Origin of the sequence: Brevundimonas sp. VNH65 (assembly GCF_049445955.1) — a bacterium.
GTDB lineage: Bacteria > Pseudomonadota > Alphaproteobacteria > Caulobacterales > Caulobacteraceae > Brevundimonas.
The window spans coordinates 62,413-81,509 of sequence record NZ_JBMSDX010000005.1; the positions used below are offsets into that span (position 1 = coordinate 62,413).

23 protein-coding genes are annotated in these 19,097 nt (G+C 67.3%); 18 read left to right on the plus strand and 5 right to left on the minus strand.

Features of this window, described 5'->3' with window-relative positions:
• Positions 1–32: 32 nt before the first annotated feature.
• Complete coding sequence (locus tag ACO2Q1_RS09970) at positions 33–929, minus strand: flagellar motor protein MotB (protein ID WP_423329357.1); 897 nt, start codon at positions 927–929, stop codon at positions 33–35.
• 123 nt (positions 930–1,052) lie between these two features.
• On the opposite strand from ACO2Q1_RS09970, the gene ACO2Q1_RS09975 reads away from it, so the two are divergent.
• From ACO2Q1_RS09975 to ACO2Q1_RS09985, 3 genes are read left to right on the plus strand one after another with little or no spacing between them, the layout of a single operon-like run.
• Positions 1,053–1,565: a flavin reductase family protein gene (locus tag ACO2Q1_RS09975; RefSeq protein ID WP_423329358.1), complete on the plus strand. Its 513-nt coding sequence runs from the start codon at positions 1,053–1,055 to the stop codon at positions 1,563–1,565.
• Between the two features lie 4 nt (positions 1,566–1,569).
• On the plus strand, positions 1,570–2,439 hold the full coding sequence (locus ACO2Q1_RS09980; protein WP_423329359.1) for an NAD(P)-dependent oxidoreductase: 870 nt from the start codon (positions 1,570–1,572) through the stop codon (positions 2,437–2,439).
• Positions 2,436–3,527: an alpha/beta fold hydrolase gene (locus ACO2Q1_RS09985; protein ID WP_423329360.1), complete on the plus strand. Its 1,092-nt coding sequence runs from the start codon at positions 2,436–2,438 to the stop codon at positions 3,525–3,527. Before ACO2Q1_RS09980 ends, ACO2Q1_RS09985 begins: the two co-directional genes overlap by 4 nt.
• 6 nt (positions 3,528–3,533) lie before the next feature.
• Here ACO2Q1_RS09985 and vapC read toward each other — a convergent pair whose 3' ends face one another.
• The 4 genes from vapC to hemB form a co-directional block, all read right to left on the minus strand.
• Positions 3,534–3,923 (minus strand): type II toxin-antitoxin system VapC family toxin, encoded by a 390-nt coding sequence (gene vapC, locus ACO2Q1_RS09990; RefSeq protein WP_423329361.1) that lies wholly within the window; start codon positions 3,921–3,923, stop codon positions 3,534–3,536.
• Entirely contained in the window at positions 3,920–4,117 is a 198-nt protein-coding gene (locus tag ACO2Q1_RS09995; RefSeq protein ID WP_423329362.1) for a type II toxin-antitoxin system VapB family antitoxin, read from the minus strand. Before ACO2Q1_RS09995 ends, vapC begins: the two co-directional genes overlap by 4 nt.
• A 72-nt stretch (positions 4,118–4,189) precedes the next feature.
• Positions 4,190–4,405, minus strand: coding sequence for an alkylphosphonate utilization protein (locus tag ACO2Q1_RS10000; protein ID WP_423329479.1), 216 nt, complete (start codon positions 4,403–4,405; stop codon positions 4,190–4,192).
• 86 nt (positions 4,406–4,491) lie between these two features.
• Entirely contained in the window at positions 4,492–5,499 is a 1,008-nt protein-coding gene (gene hemB / locus ACO2Q1_RS10005; protein WP_423329363.1) for a porphobilinogen synthase, read from the minus strand.
• A 99-nt stretch (positions 5,500–5,598) separates the two neighbouring features.
• Here hemB and ACO2Q1_RS10010 point away from each other — a divergent pair, with 99 nt between their 5' ends.
• The 15 genes from ACO2Q1_RS10010 to ACO2Q1_RS10080 all read left to right on the plus strand — a co-directional run bounded on the left by ACO2Q1_RS10010 (position 5,599) and on the right by ACO2Q1_RS10080 (position 19,038).
• Positions 5,599–6,405, plus strand: coding sequence for a class I SAM-dependent methyltransferase (locus ACO2Q1_RS10010; RefSeq protein WP_423329364.1), 807 nt, complete (start codon positions 5,599–5,601; stop codon positions 6,403–6,405).
• Between the two features lie 147 nt (positions 6,406–6,552).
• Positions 6,553–7,764, plus strand: a complete 1,212-nt coding sequence (locus tag ACO2Q1_RS10015; RefSeq protein WP_423329365.1) for a sialidase family protein — start codon at positions 6,553–6,555, stop codon at positions 7,762–7,764.
• Between the two features lie 867 nt (positions 7,765–8,631).
• Entirely contained in the window at positions 8,632–9,858 is a 1,227-nt protein-coding gene (hemA, locus tag ACO2Q1_RS10020; protein WP_423329366.1) for a 5-aminolevulinate synthase, read from the plus strand.
• The gene (locus ACO2Q1_RS10025; protein ID WP_423329367.1) at positions 9,858–10,040 is read left to right on the plus strand and encodes a DUF6898 family protein; all 183 of its coding nucleotides are present in this window, start codon (positions 9,858–9,860) and stop codon (positions 10,038–10,040) included. Before hemA ends, ACO2Q1_RS10025 begins: the two co-directional genes overlap by 1 nt.
• 73 nt (positions 10,041–10,113) lie before the next feature.
• The gene (glyA, locus tag ACO2Q1_RS10030) at positions 10,114–11,397 is read left to right on the plus strand and encodes a serine hydroxymethyltransferase (protein ID WP_423329368.1); all 1,284 of its coding nucleotides are present in this window, start codon (positions 10,114–10,116) and stop codon (positions 11,395–11,397) included.
• 7 nt (positions 11,398–11,404) lie between these two features.
• Positions 11,405–11,872 carry a transcriptional regulator NrdR gene (gene nrdR, locus ACO2Q1_RS10035; protein ID WP_423329369.1) on the plus strand — a complete coding sequence of 156 codons (468 nt, stop codon included), beginning with the start codon at positions 11,405–11,407 and terminating at the stop codon, positions 11,870–11,872.
• The gene (locus ACO2Q1_RS10040) at positions 11,869–12,519 is read left to right on the plus strand and encodes a RibD family protein (RefSeq protein WP_423329370.1); all 651 of its coding nucleotides are present in this window, start codon (positions 11,869–11,871) and stop codon (positions 12,517–12,519) included. The genes nrdR and ACO2Q1_RS10040 overlap by 4 nt, the downstream gene beginning before the upstream one ends.
• 3 nt (positions 12,520–12,522) lie before the next feature.
• The gene (locus ACO2Q1_RS10045) at positions 12,523–13,113 is read left to right on the plus strand and encodes a riboflavin synthase (protein WP_423329371.1); all 591 of its coding nucleotides are present in this window, start codon (positions 12,523–12,525) and stop codon (positions 13,111–13,113) included.
• A complete protein-coding gene (ribB, locus tag ACO2Q1_RS10050) occupies positions 13,113–14,240 on the plus strand; it encodes a 3,4-dihydroxy-2-butanone-4-phosphate synthase (RefSeq protein WP_423329372.1) in 1,128 nt (375 codons plus the stop codon). The genes ACO2Q1_RS10045 and ribB overlap by 1 nt, the downstream gene beginning before the upstream one ends.
• Positions 14,237–14,698, plus strand: coding sequence for a 6,7-dimethyl-8-ribityllumazine synthase (ribH, locus tag ACO2Q1_RS10055; RefSeq protein ID WP_423329373.1), 462 nt, complete (start codon positions 14,237–14,239; stop codon positions 14,696–14,698). Before ribB ends, ribH begins: the two co-directional genes overlap by 4 nt.
• Entirely contained in the window at positions 14,695–15,225 is a 531-nt protein-coding gene (nusB, locus tag ACO2Q1_RS10060; RefSeq protein WP_423329374.1) for a transcription antitermination factor NusB, read from the plus strand. The genes ribH and nusB overlap by 4 nt, the downstream gene beginning before the upstream one ends.
• 15 nt (positions 15,226–15,240) lie before the next feature.
• On the plus strand, positions 15,241–16,221 hold the full coding sequence (thiL, locus tag ACO2Q1_RS10065) for a thiamine-phosphate kinase (RefSeq protein ID WP_423329375.1): 981 nt from the start codon (positions 15,241–15,243) through the stop codon (positions 16,219–16,221).
• Between the two features lie 82 nt (positions 16,222–16,303).
• Positions 16,304–16,738 (plus strand): hypothetical protein, encoded by a 435-nt coding sequence (locus tag ACO2Q1_RS10070; RefSeq protein ID WP_423329376.1) that lies wholly within the window; start codon positions 16,304–16,306, stop codon positions 16,736–16,738.
• A 78-nt stretch (positions 16,739–16,816) separates the two neighbouring features.
• Complete coding sequence (secG, locus tag ACO2Q1_RS10075; protein WP_423329377.1) at positions 16,817–17,227, plus strand: preprotein translocase subunit SecG; 411 nt, start codon at positions 16,817–16,819, stop codon at positions 17,225–17,227.
• Positions 17,228–17,385: 158 nt separating this feature from the next.
• The gene (locus ACO2Q1_RS10080) at positions 17,386–19,038 is read left to right on the plus strand and encodes a CTP synthase (protein WP_423329378.1); all 1,653 of its coding nucleotides are present in this window, start codon (positions 17,386–17,388) and stop codon (positions 19,036–19,038) included.
• The last annotated feature ends 59 nt before the right edge of the window (positions 19,039–19,097 follow it).

A 19,097-nucleotide genomic window follows, 5' to 3' on the forward strand; every position in this document is an offset into this window, starting at 1 on the left:
GGCGATCGCGCCACAGGTGCGGACCGAAGCGGTCACAGGCTGGTGTCCGAAGGCAGGACCGGCGCCTCGCGCAACAGCACGATGGCGATGCGGCGGTTGCCCGCGAGCGACGGATCGTCGGGGTAGAGCGGATCCGAGCCCGCCTTGCCGGCGACCGAATAGATGCGGTCGGGATCGACGCCGGAGCCCTGGAGAATCTGACGAGAGGCGTCGGCGCGGTTGGACGACAGCGGCCAGTCGCCCGGAGCCGAGGCGCGGCCCGATCCGGCGACCGCCGAGGTGTGGCCGGTGATGGAGACGCGGTTCGGCAGACGGTTGATGACGCCGGCCACGGCGCGCAGCAGGACCTGGGCGCGGGCGTTCGGACGGGCCGAGTTCTGGTCGAACATCGAGCGGCCTTCCTGATCGACCAACTGGATGCGAAGACCCTCGGGCGTCTGGTCGATGATCAGCTGTTTCGACAGTTCGGCCAGTTCGGGCATGCGCTGCATGGCCTGGCGCAGGGATTCGGCGGCGGTCTGGAAGTCGGCCGCTTCACGTTTGGCGATCTCGTCGCGCAGGGCCTGTTCCGAGGCGCCGGAGAGGTTCTGCGACTGGCCTGCCTGATCGGTCGGCGGGGCGGTGGGCGCCAGTTGCTGGACGACGGCGACCGAACCGGCGCCCTTGGCCCCGGCGTCGCCCAGGGCGGTGCCGCCCAGGATGCCGCCCGAACCGGATGTGGTCTGGGACACGCTGGCCGGGGCGAAATATTCGGCGATGCCGCGCTTCTGCTCAGGGTCTGTCGTGTTGATCAGCCACATCAGCAGGAAGAAGGCCATCATGGCGGTGACGAAGTCGGCGTAGGCCACCTTCCAGGCGCCGCCGTGGTGGCCGCCGCCGGAGACCTTCTTGACCTTCTTGATGAGGATCGGACGATCGCTCGCGGACATGCGCACAGGCCTCGGGGAGAGTTCGCCGGACAGAGTGAAGCTTCGAGGTTAATGGGGTGTTTCCGCGGGGCGCGCAGCGAGGCCGTGCTTGCTCCGCGCGCGGCCCTCGCCTAGGTCCGGAGGGTGAGCCTCGAACCGCTGCCCGACGACCTGGCCCAGGAGACCGCCGCCTATCGCCAGGCGCTGGGCGCCTTCGCGACCGGGGTGTGCGTGGTGACGGCCGACAGTCCGGCCGGGCCGCTGGGAATCACGGTCAATTCGTTCGCCTCTGTGTCGCTGACTCCGCGGCTGGTGCTGTGGTGTCTGGACGAGCGGTCGGAGCGGTGGCCGGTGTTCGCCAAGGCGGACGCCTTTGCGATCCATGTGCTGCCGTCCGAAGATGAGGCGCTGGCGCGGCGGTTCGCGCGGGGCGTCGCGGTGCTGGAAGATCATGAGTTCAGTCGCATCGACGACGGGGCGCCGTGTCTGGCCGAGGCGTTGGCGCGGTTCGAATGCCGGACCCACGCGCGGCTGCCGATGGGCGACCATGTCATCATCATCGGCGAGGTTGAGCGGTTCACTTCAGCGCCCGGAGCGGCCCTGACCTTCTTCAGGGGGCGGTTCGGGCGCGCCGTGCAGGATCAGGACGAGGATTAGGGCCATGAAGATCGGTTTCGCCGGACTGGGCGTGATGGGCGGGCCGATGGCCCGGCATCTGGTCGCGGCCGGGCATGAGGTGGCCGGCTATAACCGCTCGTCGGCCAAGGCGAGGACCTGGGCGGAAGCTCATGGCGGACTGTTCGCGGAAACGGTCGAGGCGGCGGCGACGGGCGCCGAGCTGTTCATCCTGTGTGTCGGCAATGACGACGACGTCCGCTCGGTCGTGACGGCGGCCCTGCCGCATCTGGCCGCCGGGGCGGTGGTCGTGGACCACACGACCACCTCGGCGCGGGTGGCGCGGGAGATGTCGGAACTGGCGGCGAGCCGGGGCATCAGCTTTGTCGACGCGCCGGTTTCGGGCGGACAGGCCGGCGCCGAGAACGGCCAGTTGAGCGTGATGGCGGGCGGCGACGCAGCGGCGCTGGAGCGGGCGCGACCGGCGCTGGACGCCTATTCCAAGGCTGTGCAGCACATGGGGCCGTCGGGGGCGGGGCAACTGACCAAGATGGTCAACCAGATCGCCATCGCGGGCGTCGTTCAGGGCCTAGCCGAGGCGGTGCATTTCGCCCAGGTCGCCGGGCTGGACACCGACAAGGCCTATGACGCCGTGTCCAAGGGGGCGGCCCAGAGCTGGCAGATGGACAATCGTTGGAAGACGGCGGCGAGGGGGGAGTTCGAGTTCGGCTTCGCCGTCGACTGGATGCGCAAGGACCTGGGGCTGGTGCTGGACGAGGCGCGGAGTAATGGCGCGCGGCTGTCGCTGACGGCGCTGGTCGACCAGTTCTATGCCGAGGTGCAGGCGATGGGCGGGAATCGCTGGGACACCTCCAGCCTGAAGGCGCGACTGCCCGGACCGGGAGAGGCGAAGTGAGACGATTTCTGGCGGCGGCGAGCGCCGCGACGGTCCTGATCTGCGCGGGTCAGGCAGGCGCCCAGGCGACCGCGCCGTCGACCCCGGCCGTGACCGAGGGCGACTGGACCACGCGCGACTTTCCCATCGCATCCGGCGGGGCCCTGGCCGAGCTGAAGATGCACTATCGCACGCTTGGGACGCCGCGGCGCGACGCCGAGGGACGGGTGACCAACGCCGTGATGGTGCTGCACGGCACGGGCGGAACCGGCGCGCAGTTCCTGCAGCCGCATTTCGCCGAACTGTTCGGCCCCGGCCAGCCGCTGGATGCGGCGAAATACTACATCATCCTGCCCGACAATCTGGGCCATGGGGGATCGTCCAAGCCCAGCGACGGCCTGCGCGCGCGGTTTCCTGAGTATGGATACGCCGACATGGTCGAGGCGCAGCGGCGGCTGCTGGTCGAGGGCCTGAACGTCGATCGGCTGAGGCTGATCTTTGGAACCTCGATGGGGTGCATGCACGCTTTCGTCTGGGGGCAGGCGCATCCGGACTTCGCCCAGGCCCTGATGCCGATGGCCTGCCAGCCGACCGCGATCGTGGGGCGCAACCGACTGTGGCGGTCGATGCTGAAGGACGCGATCCGCGCTGATCCGGCCTGGCGAGGCGGCGATTATGAAGTCCAGCCGGTGCAGGGGCTGAGAACGGCGGTGGACCTGCTGATCCTGGCCGGGTCGGCGCCGATGGCGATGCAGAAGGACTTGCCGACGGCGGATGCGGCTGACGCCTGGATGACGGCACAGATCGCGCGTCGCATCCCGCCGCTGGACGCCAATGACCTTTGGTATCAGGTCAACGCCTCGTGGGACTATGATCCTTCGGCCGGGCTGGAGGCGATCACGGCGCCAGTGACCTGGATCAACTCGGCGGACGATTTCATCAATCCGCCGGAGCTGGGCCTGTCGGAACGGTTCGCGCCGAGGCTCCGCAACGGGACCTATCGGTTGATCCCCAACAGCCCCGAGGGGAAGGGGCACGGGACGCATACCTGGCCGCAGTTCTGGAAAGATGATCTGATCGCCCTGATGGCGCGGTCGGAGACGCGCTGAACAGGATCAGGCGGTCGTCATGCCCAGGTGCGCGACGAACGGGTCGAAGTCGCGGTCGCTGTAGAGCAGGTCGTGGCCGCTTTCGATGCAGCGGGTGGCGATCAGGCAGTCGATGGTCTTGCGAACGGTGACACCGAGCGCCCGCAGGCGACGAAAGTTGCGCGCTGCCTGAACGGCCAGGTCCACGCCGCCGATCTCGATCGGCTCGCAGGCCGACAGCAGGATCCGGGCGCGGTCGAAGTCCCGGTCCGAACGAAATCCCTGGAGCACCTCTGTCAGGATCAGATCGCCGACGGCCACCGGCTGGACGCCCAGATAGAGATCGAGGCGTGTGGCTTCCGGCGTATCCCGGCCGTTGAAGAAATCGATCCAGACGCTGGAATCGACGAGGATCACGCGGCGTCGGCACGCAGGGCGTCGAGGTCGCCCTGCCATTCAAGCCGACCCTTGTAGCGACGAATTTCCGCCTGGCGCTGGAGCCGGATCAGGGCGCGCAAAGCCAGATCGACGGTTTCACGCTTGGTCTTCGATCCGGTGACGGCCTGGGCCTCGGCCATCAGGGCGTCGTCGATGACGATGTTGGTGCGCATGATGTGCATCCATTCCTTGTCCGATACACATAGCATTTCGCCTGCGCGCGGGCAAAGCGGTCGGTCAGAGCGTTAGACCTTCCGCACGAACTCGGCGCGCAGGACCAGGCCCTTTATGGTCGGGTGGCGGCAGTCGATTTCCTGATCGTCGCCGGTCAGGCGGATCGATCTGATGACCGTGCCGCGCTTCAGCGTCTGGCCGGCGCCCTTGACGGTCAGATCCTTGATCAGGGTGACGCTGTCGCCGTCGACGAGCGGGTTGCCGACGGAATCGACCACCTTGACCACATCGGCGGCGGCCTTTTCAGCGGCCTCGGCGGGGCTGAGCCATTCGCCGGTGGCCTCGTCATAGACATAGTCCTGGTCGCTCATGGTCACGCGCCCAGCAGGCGCGCCGCCTGGGGCGCGAAATAGGTCAGGACGCCCGCGGCGCCCGCGCGTTTGAAGGCGTGCAGGCTTTCGAGGATGGCGCGGTCCTCGTCCAGCCAGCCGTTGGCCATGGCGGCCCGCACCATCGCGTACTCGCCGCTGACCTGATAGGCGAAGGTCGGGACCCTGAAGGTCTCGGACACGCGGCGGACGATGTCGAGATAGGGCAGGCCCGGCTTGACCATGACGGCGTCGGCCCCCTCGGCGATGTCCATGGCCACCTCGCGCAGGGCCTCGTCGGAGTTGGCGAAGTCCATCTGATAGGTCTTCTTGTCGCCGGTCAGGGCCCTGGCTGACCCGACCGCGTCGCGATAGGGGCCGTAGAAGGCCGAGGCGTATTTGGCGGCGTAGGACAGGATCAGGGTGTCCTGGAAGCCGTTGGCCTCCAACGCCTCGCGCACGGCCTGGATGCGGCCGTCCATCATGTCGGAGGGAGCGACGACGTCGGCCCCGGCGTGGGCGTGGATGAAGGCTTGTTCCGACAGGCGGTCGAGGGAGGCGTCATTGAGGATGCGGCCGTCCTCCAGCACCCCGTCGTGGCCGTGGTCGGTGTAGCAGTCCAGCGCGACGTCGGTCATGACGCCGATCTCGGGCGCGGCGTCCTTGATGGCGCGGATGCAGTCGGGGATCAGGCCGTCCGGGTCGGTGGCGCCGCTGCCGATGCTGTCCTTGATCGCGCCGTCCACATTGGGGAACAGCGCGACCATGGGGATGCCCAGGTCGCGAGCCTGGACGGCGGCCCTGGCCGCTTCGCTCGGCGACAGGCGAAAGACGCCAGGCATCGAGGGCACGGGCACGCGGTCGTCGGCGCCGTCGTGGACGATCAGGGGCCAGACGAGGTCGGCGGGCGACAGGGTCGTCTCGGCCACCAGGCGGCGAATCCACGGCTGGGCGCGCAGGCGGCGGGGGCGGGCGAGGGGAAAGGGCGCGGGCGCGAAGGGCGGGACGGACATGGCGCGGCTTATAGGCGCTGACTTCCGCTGAGGGAACGGCTTGCCAGGCAGGGGCAATTGGCGGCTAATCGCACCGCAATTTTCGCGTGGGAGGTTCGGATGGCGAAGCGTTTCATCGGAGCGGCGGCGGGCGTGGCGCTGGCGGCCCTGCTGTCGGGGTGCATCGTCATCGAGAGCAGCGGCGGCGAGCGGGTGGTGGTGCAGGCCCCGGCCGCGTCGGGCGCCCTGGCGGCGGCCGACACCTATGCCGAGGTGGTGGCCGATCCCTCGCGTCCGGCGGCCGATGTGGAGCGCGATTCGCTGCGTCATCCGGCCGACATCCTGGCCTTCGCCCGCGTGGCGCCGGGCGACCGGATCGCCGACGTGCGGCCCGGGGCGGGCTATTTCACCACCCTGTTCTCGCTGGCGGTGGGACCTGGCGGCCACGTCTATGGCTTCATCCCCAACCGCACGGCCGAGCGGGACAATGTCACCTTCGCGCCCGTCGACGAGCGGCTGGCCAATGTGACGAAGGTCAACGGCGATCTGGACGCCGCCAGCTTCGCCTTCGGCGAACCGCTGGACATCGTCTTCATGAGCCAGGAGTACCACGACTTCACCATTCCCCGGTTCGGGGTGGACGTGGACCGGATGAACGCAAGGGTGTTCGAGGTGCTGAAGCCCGGCGGCCTTTATGTGCTGATCGACCACGAGGCGGCGGCGGGGACCGGGATTTCGGTCGCCGGCACCCTGCACCGGATCGAGGGGGCGGCGTTGAGGAAGCAGGTGGAGGCGGCGGGCTTTGTCTTCGAGGGCGAGAGCCAGGCGCTGCGCAACCCGGCCGATGACCATTCGATCAACGTCTTCGGCGCGGCCATTCGCGGCAAGACGGACCAGTTCGTCTATCGCTTCCGCAAGCCCGGCTGACGCGTCTATTCCACCGTGCATCCCGGCGAAGGCCGGGATCCAGGTCGCGCCGCTGGATCACCCGCGACACATCCACCCCTTGACCTCGCCGCCTGGATCCCGGCCTTCGCCGGGATGCACGGAAGGGATTGGGAGGCCGGAGGCATCATGAGGATCGTCAGCTTAGCCCTGGCAGTGGGCCTGACGACTATCGGAGGTCAGGCCGTCGGTCAGGGAATCGGTGGCGGAGGTCTGGCGGCGCCCTATGCCGTGGCGCCGGGGCTGTTCGGCGCCGGGCGGCCGGACCTGGGGCTGAGGCCCGCGCCGGGAACGGAGACCTTCACCGTTTTTGCGCCGACCGAGGCGGACCAGAGGTTCAACAACGGGGTGGTGCTGATCCCGTTCAGGGGACGGCTGCACGCCATGTGGCAGACCTCGGCGAAGGACGAGGACAGCGCCGACACCCATGTGGTCCATGCTGTCAGCGACGACGGCGAGACCTGGAGCGCGCCCGTGGTGCTGGAGCCCGCAGGGCAGGGCGGGCGGATGCATTCCAGCGGCGGCTGGATGACGGACGGCCAGACTCTGGTCGCCTATGTCAACGTCTGGCCGGACGGGTTCCAGTCGGGCGCGGGCGGATACGCCGAATACCGGACCAGCGCGGACGGGGCGACCTGGTCCGCGCCGCAGCGGGTCATGGGCGCCGACGGGGCGCCGGTCGAGGGGGTGATCGAACAGGATCCGCATGCCTACGGCGGGCGGGTGCATACGGCCTTTCACATGCGGCCCGGCATGATCGCGCGGCCGTGGTTCACCGATGATCCTCTGGGCCGGACCGGCTGGCGGCCTGGGGCCTATCAGAACCTGCCGCGCGACATCTCGGGCGCGGCGGCGGAGCATGAGAAGCGGCTGAGCCGCGAGATCGAGCCCAGCCTTTTCCGGCGCGCGGATGGTTGCCTGGTGATGGTGTTTCGCGACGAGGAGCTGAGTTTCCGCCAGATCGCCACGGAAAGCTGTGACCGGGGCGAGACCTGGTCGGCGCCGGTCCTGACCGACATGCCGGATTCACGCGCCAAGCAGAGCGCGGGGAACCTGCCGGACGGGACGGCCTATCTGGTCAATGCGCCGAACAGCGACCGGCCGCGCATTCCGCTGGCCGTGACCCTGAGCGACGACGGGCGGCGGTTCGACCGCAGCTACCTGTTGCGCGGACAGGGCGACCTGCAGCCCCTGCGGTTCGAGGGGCAGTACAAGCGGCCCGGCTATCACTACCCCAAGAGCGTGGTGTGGAACGGCCATCTGTATGTGGCCTATGCGGCCAACAAGGAGGACGTGCAGGTGACGCGGGTTCCGATGGGCGCGCTGGAGGGGCGGGAGTGAAGGAAAAGGAACTGGTCCATGATCGTGCAACTTAGATGTCGAGCCTTTCACATCAAATTTCACGATTCAGTTATCTAATTTCTCTATTCTATTAAGCAGTAATACGTGACGTGGAAGACTTTCATCCCGAACATAAGCATATCGCGTATAATGGCGGCCCCATGTCTGTGACCGTTCAAATGGAATAAATACTCTATACTCTCCAACCAAATCTGATACTTGGCATTTATAGTGGTATCCATTTCCGTATGAAGTCCTGTATTCACGAACAGTATATAATTTATTCATGCACAATTTTTGAGTCGGCCAGTCTGGCAGATCGTATCTGGCGTCGTTCTCAATATCTGTGGACATCGGGACGCAATTTATGCCTTTGCGGCAGTCAGAAATCGCATCTTCAGGACTGGTAGTAGAAATTTTCGGACTGCAAGATGCAATGATGAAGCTAAAAACAAACATCGAAATTGACATTTTTTTAGCCACACGGACATCATTTACGTTATAAACAAACATTTATGTGGCAGCTTTCCGGAGTATATTTTCATCAATCTAGGGTGATTGTGCTGGCCAGCCAAAGCTGGCCTGCTTTTCAGTCGCTGAAAGCTGATATTTTTTTCTCCCTGTTCACAAAAGCAATGGCAAGGGACCGATAGCATCCTGCAACGGATTTGAGTACGCCGTCAGATGGGGGTTAGAGCGTCGGGATGAGCAACAGCGCATCGGGCCGCAATGCGACCTGATAATCGTTATCAATTGAGCGGTTAGGACGTTTTGTCCTTGTCGGCGCCATGGACATGAGGGCTCAATCAGCGCAATAGCCCGGCTGAATTTCGTGGGGCCCGGCCGGGCGCTGAAGAGCCGTTGGACGTGTACGACTACAAGGCTGCATTCGAGACCGCCGTCGAGCAGGTGAAGGGGGAGGGGCGCTATCGCGTCTTCGCCGACCTGAAACGTGTGCGCGGCCAGTTTCCGATGGCCGTGCGGCGGCGCGAGGACGGGTCCGAGCAGGACGTCGTCATCTGGTGCTCGAATGACTATCTGGGCATGGGCCAGCATCCGGCGGTGATCGAGGCCATGACGGTCGAGATCGAGGCGGCGGGCGCCGGCGCCGGCGGCACGCGCAACATTTCGGGCACCACCCGTTCGGCGGTGGACCTGGAGGCCGAACTGGCGTCCTGGCACCAGAAGGAAGCGGCCCTGCTGTTCACCTCGGGCTATGTCGGCAACGAGGCGACCCTGGCGACCCTGCAGAAGATCCTGCCGGGCCTGATCATCTTTTCCGATGCCCTCAACCACGCCTCGATGATCGCGGGCATTCGCCACGGCGGGTGCGAGCGGCATGTGTTCCGGCACAACGACCTGGGGCATCTGGAGCAGTTGCTGGCCGCCGCGCCGGCCGATGCGCCCAAGCTGATCGCCTTCGAGAGCGTCTATTCAATGGACGGCGACATCGCCGACCTGAAGGGCACGATCGCCCTGGCGCGTCAGTACAACGCCATGACCTATCTGGACGAGGTCCACGCGGTCGGCCTGTACGGCGAGACCGGCGCCGGCGTGGCCGAGCGCGACGGCGTTCTGAACCAGATCGACATCATCGAATGCACCCTGGGCAAGGCCGTGGGCGTGATGGGCGGCTATATCGCGGCGGACGCCGTGATCGTGGACGCCGTGCGCAGCTGGGCCTCGGGCTTCATCTTCACCACCTCCCTGCCGCCGGCCCTGACGGCGGGCGCCCTGGCCTCGGTGCGTCACCTGAAAACCCACCCCGAACTGCGCACGGCGCATCAGGAACGCGCCCAGGCGCTGAAGGACCGTTTCGCCGCCGCCGGCATTCCGGTTATGGCCAATGACAGCCACATCGTGCCGGTGATGGTCGGCGATCCGGTGCACACCAAGATGGTGTCGGACATGCTGCTGGAAGAGCACGGCGTCTATGTGCAGCCGATCAACTATCCGACCGTGCCCAAGGGCACCGAGCGCCTGCGCTTCACTCCCTCGCCGAACCACACCGATGAGATGATGGACGCCCTGGTCTCGGCCATGGACAAGCTGTGGTCGCACTGCCGCATCGCGCGGATGCCGACGGCGGCGTGATGACCGACGATGCGCTCGGCGAGGTGATCGTCGAGTTCGTGCGCAACGGCGCTTATGTCAAATGCTCGGCCATCCATGTCGCCAGCGGGCGCGAGGTCAGCGCCATGGGACCGGCGAACGAGCCGAAGGCGGTCGAGCGGATCGCCGTCGCCAAGCTGAAGCGGGCGCTGGCAGCGGGCTGAGCCACAAGATGTTGTGGCGATGCGCCGTCGGGACTAGATAGGCGGCAGATTTTGCGTCTTCGGGGACTCGCCAGTGACCGCCTTCACCCATGCCGACTATTTCTCGAAGACCCTGGCGGACGCTGATCCCGAGATCTTCAAGGGCATCCAGGGCGAACTGGGGCGTCAGCAGGAGCAGATCGAGCTGATCGCGTCCGAGAACATTGTCTCGCGCGCGGTGCTGGACGCGCAGGGCTCGGTCCTGACCAACAAATACGCGGAGGGCTACCCGGGACGCCGCTACTACGGCGGTTGCGAGTTCGTGGACGTCACCGAGGACCTGGCGCGGGAGCGGGCCAAACAGCTGTTCGGCGCGGCCTTCGCCAACGTCCAGCCGCACTCGGGCGCCCAGGCGAACCAGGCGGTGTTCTTCACCCTGCTGCAGCCCGGCGACACCTTCCTGGGCATGGACCTGGCCTGCGGCGGGCACCTGACGCACGGGTCGCCGGCCAACCAGTCGGGCAAATGGTTCCGGCCCGTGACCTACAAGGTCAATGAGGACGATCACCTGATCGACTATGACAACGTCGCCGAGATGGCCGAGAAGGAGAAGCCCAAGCTCATCCTGGCCGGGGCGTCCGCCTATTCGCGTCACATCGACTTCAAGCGGTTCCGCGAGATCGCGGATTCGGTCGGCGCCTATCTGATGGTCGACATGGCCCACTATGCGGGGCTGATCGCGGGCGGGGTCTACCCGGACCCGATCCCGCACGCCCACGTCGTGACCACGACCACGCACAAGACCCTGCGCGGGCCCCGAGGCGGGATGATCCTGTCCAACGATGTGGACCTGGGCAAGAAGATCAACTCGGCGGTGTTCCCTGGCCTGCAGGGCGGGCCGCTGGAGCATGTGATCGCCGGCAAGGCGGTGGCGTTCGGCGAGGCGCTGAAGCCCGAGTTCAAGCTGTACGCACAGCAGGTGGTGAAGAACGCCCAGGCCCTGGCGGCCGTGCTGGTGGACCGCGGCCTGGCCATCGTCTCGGGCGGCACCGACAGCCACCTGATGCTGGTCGATCTGCGGCCCAAGGGCGTGACCGGCAAGGCGACCGAGCATGAGCTCGAAAAGGCGCTGATGACCTGCAACAAGAACGGCGTGCCGTTCGACACCGCGCCGTTCACCGTCACCTCGGGCGTTCGCCTGGGCACGCCGGCGGGCACGACGCGCGGCTTCGGCGTGGCCGAGTTCGAGCAGATCGGTCACTGGATCGCCGACGTCGTCTCGTCGATGAACGGCGGGGATGAAGCCGATCCGGCTGTGGTCGCCTCGGTCGCGGCCCAGGTGCGGGAGTTGACGCACCGCTTCCCGATCTACGGGTAAGCCACAGATGAAGTGCCCTTTTTGCGGACATGCGGACACACAGGTGAAGGACAGCCGGCCGTCGGACGACGGTTCGGCCATCCGGCGCCGGCGTATGTGCCCGGCCTGCGAGGGGCGGTTCACGACATTCGAGCGGGTGCAGTTGCGCGAACTGGTCATCCTGAAGCGCAACGGGCGGCGCACGCCGTTCGACCGTGACAAGCTGGAGCGGTCGCTAGGCATCGCCCTGAGGAAACGGCCGGTGCAGCCGGACCAGGTCGAGCAGCTGGTCAGCCGGATCGTGCGCCAGCTGGAGAGCCTCGGCGAGACCGAGATCCCGTCCAGCGTCGTCGGCGACTTCATCATGAAGGCGCTGAAGGGCGTGGATGAGGTGGCCTATGTCCGCTACGCTTCGGTCTACAAGGACTTCCGGCACACGGGCGACTTCGCGCGGTTCCTGGGAGCCGAGGGGCTGGACGACGGCGGCGAGCGATGAGCGCGCCGGGCGGTTCACGGCCGCGCGTCACCCTGAAGATCGCCACCTCGCTGGACGGCCGGATCGGCACCTCGACGGGCGAGAGCCAGTGGATCACGGGGCCGGAGGCGCGGCTGCAGGGGCACCGGCTGCGCGCCCAGGCGGACGCCATTCTGGTGGGGGTCGAGACGGTGCTGGCCGACGATCCCCGCCTGACCGCTCGGGTGCCCGAAGGCGAGACCGCCGTCGATCCCCTGCGGGTGGTGCTGGACAGCCGGCAGAGGACGCCGCCGTTCGCCCGGCTGGCGGTTGCTGGGACATTGATCCTGACAACCCGCGAGCCGCAGCCCATCGGCGGCGCCGAAGTGGTGCAGGTGGCCGCCGACGCAGCGGGGCGTTGCGCGGTCCCGGCCGTATTGAGCCTGCTGCACGAACGCGAGGTGAAAGACCTGATGGTCGAGGGCGGCGGACGAGTTGCGGCGGCCTTCGTCCTGGCCGGGGTGGTGGATGCGATCGAATGGTTCCGCGCTCCCATGCTGCTGGGCGGCGACGGCCGGCCGGGGGTGGCCAATCTGGCCCTGGCGCGCCTGGTGAATGCGCCGAAGTTCAAGCGTCTTGCGGTCGAGCCTGTGGGTGACGATCTGTGGGAACGCTACGAAAGGCTTTGAGGCGTGTTCACTGGCATCATCACCGACATCGGCCGCGTCCGGCGGGTCGATCAGACGGAGCGTGACCGGCGCTATGAGGTCGAGACCGCCTGGGACGTGTCCGGCATCGACCTGGGCGCCTCTGTCAGCCATGCGGGCTGCTGCCTGACGGTCGTCGAGAAGGGCGACCACTGGTTCGCCGTCGAGGTGTCGGACGAGACCCTGTCCAAAACGACGCTGGGCGGCTGGGTCGAGGGCAGCCGGGTCAATCTGGAGCGCGCCGCCAGGCTGGGCGACGAGATGGGCGGCCATGTGGTGTCAGGCCATGTCGACGGCCTGGGCCGCGTGGTGTCGATCGAACCGGTCGGAGGATCGCACCGCATCGTGGTCGAGGCGCTCGCGCCGCTGCATCGCTACATCGCCGCCAAGGGCTCGATCACCGTGGACGGGGTGTCCCTGACGGTGAATGCGGTGGATGGGCGTCGCTTCGACCTGAACATCATTCCGCATACCTGGGAGGCGACGACGCTGGGCGCGCTGAAGCCGGGCGACGCGGTGAACCTCGAAATCGACATGCTGGCGCGGTATCTGGCGCGGTGGCAGGAGACGGCCTGATGCAGCTTGCAGCCAATATGAACGACAGCCCGATCAGTCCGATCGAGGACATTCTGGAGGACGCCCGGAACGGCCGTCCCTATATCCTGGTGGACGCCGAGGATCGTGAGAACGAAGGCGACATCATCATTCCGGCCCAGTTCGCCACGCCGGATCAGATCAACTTCATGGCTCGCCATGCGCGAGGTCTGATCTGTCTGGCCATCACGGCGGATCGCGCGCGGCAGTTGCGCCTGCCGCCGATGGCGGCCGAGAACCGGACCAGCATGGGCACGGCCTTCACTGTCTCGATCGAGGCGAGGGAAGGCGTGACGACCGGCATCTCCGCCGCCGACCGCGCCCGCACGGTGCAGGCGGCCGTCGATCCGAACAAGGGCGCCGACGACATCGTTTCGCCAGGGCATGTGTTTCCTCTGGTGGCGCGGGACGGCGGGGTTCTGGTCCGCACCGGCCACACCGAGGCGGCGGTGGACATCAGCCGGATGGCAGGGCTGACCCCGGCGGGCGTGATCTGCGAGATTATGAACGAAGACGGCACCATGGCCCGGATGCCGGACCTGATCGCCTTCGCCCAGCTGCATGGGTTGAAGATCGGCACGATCGCCGATCTGATCGCCTATCGCCGCCGGACGGAACGGTTCGTGGAGCGAGTGCTGGATACGCCGTTCGACAGCGTTCACGGCGGGCCGTTCCGCCTGATGCTGTATCGCAACGTCATCGAGGGGGCCGAGCATATCGCCCTGGTCCATGGCCGGATCGAGCCGGGCAAGCCGACCCTCGTGCGGATGCATCAGGTGGATGTGGCCGCCGACCTGCTGGGTCATGTGCCGAACCGGCAGGACTATATCGCCTCGGCCCTGAAGACGATCAGCGCCGTGGACGGGCCGGGGGTGGTCGTCCTGTTGCGCGATCCGGCGCTGCAGGGTCTGGCCGAGCGTCTGGCGGGACCGGACAAGTCGAGCGAACGTGTTCTGAAGGCTTACGGCGTCGGGGCGCAGATCCTGCTGGATCTGGGCGTGCGGGACATGGTGGTGATGAGTTCGACGCGGCCCGAGCCGACGGCGTTGGAAGGCTATGGCCTGCGCATCGTCGGCTGGCGCGACATGGACGGAGAGACGAGGTCATGAGCGAGCCGTTCCGGATCCTGATCGTCGAGGCGCGGTTCTATGACGACCTGGCCGACGCCCTGCTGGAAGGGGCCAAGGACGCCCTGCGGGCGCGGGGGGCGGAGTTCGACGTGGTGACCGTGCCGGGCGCCCTGGAGGTGCCGACGGTGATCGCCATGGCCGACGAGGCCGGTCGTTATCCCACGGCGCCGCGCTATGACGGCTTCGTCGCCCTGGGCACGATCATTCGCGGCGAGACCTATCATTTCGAGATCGTGGCGGACCAGTCGGCGGCCGGGATCACCCAGCTGGGCCTGAAGGGTCTGGCCATCGGCAACGGCATTCTGACGACCGAAGACGAGGATCAGGCCTGGGCGCGCGCGCGCGTCAGCGAGGGCGACAAGGGCGGGTTCGCCGCCCGCGCCTGTCTGGATTTGATTGCATTGCGCAAGCGGTTGCGGCACGGGCTCGGCGGATGACCGAACCGAACAGCCTGAAATCCGTACTCGATCAACTGGCCGAGGCCGAAGCCTCACGCGCTGAGCCGCATCTGAGCGGGCGTCAGCGCCGCGCCCGCACCGTCGCGCGCCTGGCCGCCGTGCAGGCCCTGTACCAGATGGAGCTGGCGGGAGAGGGCGTGGAGACCGTCATCAGCGAGTTCTCCAACCATCGATTCGACGGCGACATCGAGGGCGAGATGCTGGCCGAGGCCGACGAGGACTGGTTCGCGGACCTGGTGCGCGGCGTGGTCGGTGACCAGAAGGCGATCGACGCGGCCGTGACCAAGCGGCTGGCTTCGAACTGGAAGCTGGAGCGGCTGGACGCCACATTGCGCGCCCTGCTGCGGTCCGGCGCCTGGGAGCTGGCGCACAAGCCCGAGGCCCCGCGCGAGGTGGTGCTGAACGAATACGTCGAACTGGCCAAGGCCTTCTTCGACGACAGCGAGGCCAAGTTCGTCAATGCGGCGCTGGACGGGGTGGCCCGCGACGTGCGCCCCCATCGCTGATCGCGGCGAGGCGTCATGAGCCTCGAGTTCAGCACCATTCGCGACCTGTTCGCGCCGCTGGCACACCCGCAGTGGGCGCGGGGACTGAAGGACGATGTGGCGGCCCTGCCGTCGCGACCCGGGTATGACCTCATCCTGACCAAGGATGCGATCGTGGAAGGGGTGCATTTCCTGCCCGACGATCCGCTGGACACGGTAGCGCAGAAGCTGATCCGGGTGAACCTTTCGGATCTGGCCGCCAAGGGAGCGGAGTCTTTCGGCTATATGCTGGCCTGCGCCTGGTCCTCTCGCTGCGGCTGGAGCGAGCGGGAGCGTTTCGCGGCCGGGCTGGCGGTCGACCAGCAGGCGTTCGGCGTGAGCCTGCTGGGCGGGGACACCGTCTCGACGCCCGGGCCGGCGACTTTCGCCCTGACCATGCTCGGCTGGGCGGCGCGGGGCGAGACGGTCGGTCGTGACGGCGCGCGGCCGGGCGACAAGGTCTTCGTCAGCGGCCGGATAGGGGACGGCCGTCTGGGTCTGGCGGCCGCACAGGGCCGGTTGCGGGCCGCGCCGGAGCGGCTTGAGTCCCTGATCGAACACTATCGTCGTCCGTCGCCGCAACTGGCCCTGGCGCCGGTGATCCGGGAGTTCGCAACAGCGTCTCTGGACGTTTCGGACGGGTTGGTGGCGGATCTGGGCCATATCGCCGTGGCCAGCGGTGTCGGGCTGGTGCTCGCCCTGGAGACCTTGCCGCTGTCGGCCGCCGGTCAGGCCTGGGTCGAGGCGCGCGCCGATCATCAGGACGCCCTGCTGTCGCTGGCCACAGGCGGTGACGACTATGAAATCGCCTTCACCGTGCGAGCCGAAGACGAGGATCGGGTGCGGCGCCGCGCCGAGGGGCTGCATGTCCGGGTCACCTGCATCGGCGAGGCGACGGCGGCCGGGCCCGGCGCGGTCCAGGTGCGATATCTGGGCCTGGACACGCCGGCGGGGCAGGGCGGCTGGACGCACGGATAGGCGTAGGCCCGGGGCCGTCTCGCCGAGCGGCGTGAGCCGGAGATTCAGCATTCTCTAAGCCGTTCGGGTCATGCTGTCGGGCATGAACCGTCGTCAGATGATTTCCGCCTCGGCCGCCGGTCTCGCCGCCGCCAGCGCCGTGTCCGCATCCGCCGCGGCGCCCGAGAGCGCCGAGACGGACGCCGCGCCGACCGTGAACATCACAGGGGTGTCCCTGCCGGTGATCGCCGACGGGCGGCTGCGCAACTATGTCTTCGTGGGCCTGAAGCTCAATCTCAAGCCGGGCAAATCGGTCGAGGAGGTGCGCGCCAAGGAGGCCTGGTTCCGCGACGCCATCGTCCGCACGGCGCATCGCGCGCCGTTCTCCGTGGCCGGCGACTGGAACCGCCTGCACGAGGGCGCGATCAAGGCCGCCATGGTGGCGATCGGCGGCGTGGTCATGGGGCCGGGCGTCGTGGCCGGATGCGAGGTCGTCAGCCAGTCACCGAGACAGCGCGTCGCCAACCCGACCGCCTGAGCGGCGTTGCCGGACGGCCGATGAGGTGTTAGAGGCCGCCGCTTGATCGGCGGGCCTCCGCCACACATGTAAGCGGCCATGCTCCAGAACATTCTCCTCGTCGTCATGATCCTGATCTCGGTCGCCCTGACCGGGGTCGTGCTGCTGCAGAAGTCCGAGGGCGGCGCCCTGGGCATGGGCGGCGGGCCGTCGGGCTTCATGACCGCGCGCGGGGCGGGCAATCTGCTGACGCTGGTCACCTGGTGGCTCGGCGCGGCGTTCGGCGTCTGCGCCATCGCCCTGACGATCGTCGGCAACATGGACCGCAACAGCGCCTCGGTCATCGATGCGGACTCCGTGGGCTCGATCGCCGTCGACTCGCAGCCGGCGCCCGCGCAGCAGCAGGCCCCGACGCAGCAGACCCCCGCCCAGCCGGCCGCGCCGTCGCTGGACGACCTGGAAGCCAGCCTGCCGACCGCCGGCGCGCCGGCTCCGGCCCCGCAACAGTAAGGATGTCGTCGGCGGCCTCTCCCGCCGCCGTCCCCGCCCTCAAAGTCTCCGCTATCCGGGCGTCGCGCGCGGATGGCGGAGCGTATTTTTCGTTATCAACAAGAGCGACGTCGACGCCCGGGCCGCGCCGGGGCGAATCGGCGCTAAGGTGACTTCCCATGCCTCGTTATGTGTTCATCACCGGCGGCGTGGTTTCCTCTCTTGGAAAAGGCCTCGCTTCCGCCGCTCTCGGCGCGCTTCTGCAGGCGCGCGGCTACAAGGTCCGGCTGCGCAAGCTGGATCCTTATCTCAACGTGGACCCGGGCACGATGAGCCCCTACCAGCACGGCGAGGTGTTCGTCACCGACGACGGAGCCGAGACCGATCTGGACCTCGGCCACTATGAGCGGTTCACCGGAGTGTCGGCCGCCAAGAGCGACAACATCACCACCGGGCGGATCTATCAGACGATCCTCGAGAAGGAGCGCCGAGGCGACTATCTGGGCGCGACCGTGCAGGTCATTCCCCACGTCACGGACCAGATCAAGGCGTTCTGCCTGACCAAGGCCTTGACCGACGCCGGCGAGGATGTGGATTTCGTCCTGGTCGAGATCGGCGGGACGGTCGGCGATATCGAAGGACTGCCGTTCTTCGAAGCCATTCGCCAGCTCGGTCAGGATCTGCCGCGCGGACAGAGCTGTTTCGTGCATCTGACGCTGCTGCCGTTCATCCAGACGGCCGGCGAGATGAAGACCAAGCCGACGCAGCACTCGGTCAAGGAGTTGCGGTCGATCGGCATTCAGCCCGACATCTTGCTGTGCCGCTGTGAACAGCCGATCCCGGCGGAGGAAAAGCGCAAGATCGGCCTGTTCTGCAATGTCCGCGAAAGCGGCGTGATCCAGGCGATGGATTCCGCCGACATCTATGCGGTTCCGCTGGACTATCATCGCGAGGGGCTGGATCGCGAGGTGCTGGCGCACTTCGGCATGGCCGACGCGCCCGAGCCGGATCTGGCGGGCTGGCAGGAGATCGTGCGGCGCCGCCTGCAGCCGGACGGAGAGGTCACCGTGGCCGTGGTGGGCAAGTACACGGTGCTGAAGGACGCCTACAAATCCCTGATCGAGGCCCTGCATCACGGCGGGGTGGCGAACAAGGTCAAGGTCAACATCGACTGGGTCGAGGCGGAGACCTTCGAGGGGGATCGCGAGGCCTGCAACGCGCGCCTGCAAGGGGCCCACGCCATTCTGGTGCCCGGCGGGTTCGGCGAACGGGGAGCCGAGGGCAAGATCGAGGCGGCGCGCTTCGCCCGCGAGAACCGCATCCCTTATTTCGGCATCTGTTTCGGCATGCAGATGGCGGTGATCGAGGCGGCGCGGAACCTGGCCGGCCTGCCGAAGGCTTCGTCGACGGAATTCGGCCCGGCCGAGGAGCCGGTCGTGGGCCTGATGACGGAATGGACGCAGGGCAATCAGCGCGTTCTGCGCCAGCAGGGCGGGGATCTGGGCGGGACGATGCGCCTGGGCGCCTACGACTCCACGCTGAAGGTCGGGTCCCGCATCGCCGAGATCTATGGGGCGACGGACATCAGCGAACGGCATCGCCACCGCTACGAGGTCAACATCAACTATCGCGAGGCGATCGAGAGCCGGGGCGGCCTGAGCTTTGCCGGCCTGTCGCCCGACGGCGTGCTGCCCGAGACGGTGGAGCGGGCCGACCACCCCTGGTTCATCGGCGTGCAGTACCATCCCGAACTGAAGAGCCGGCCGTTCGCGCCTCATCCCCTGTTCGCCAGCTTCATCGGCGCCGCCCTGGTGCAGAGCCGCCTGGTCTGAGATCACATTCCCGGCACCCGCGTTCGCCCGTTAGGGATTGCGACGGATTTGTGGTATTT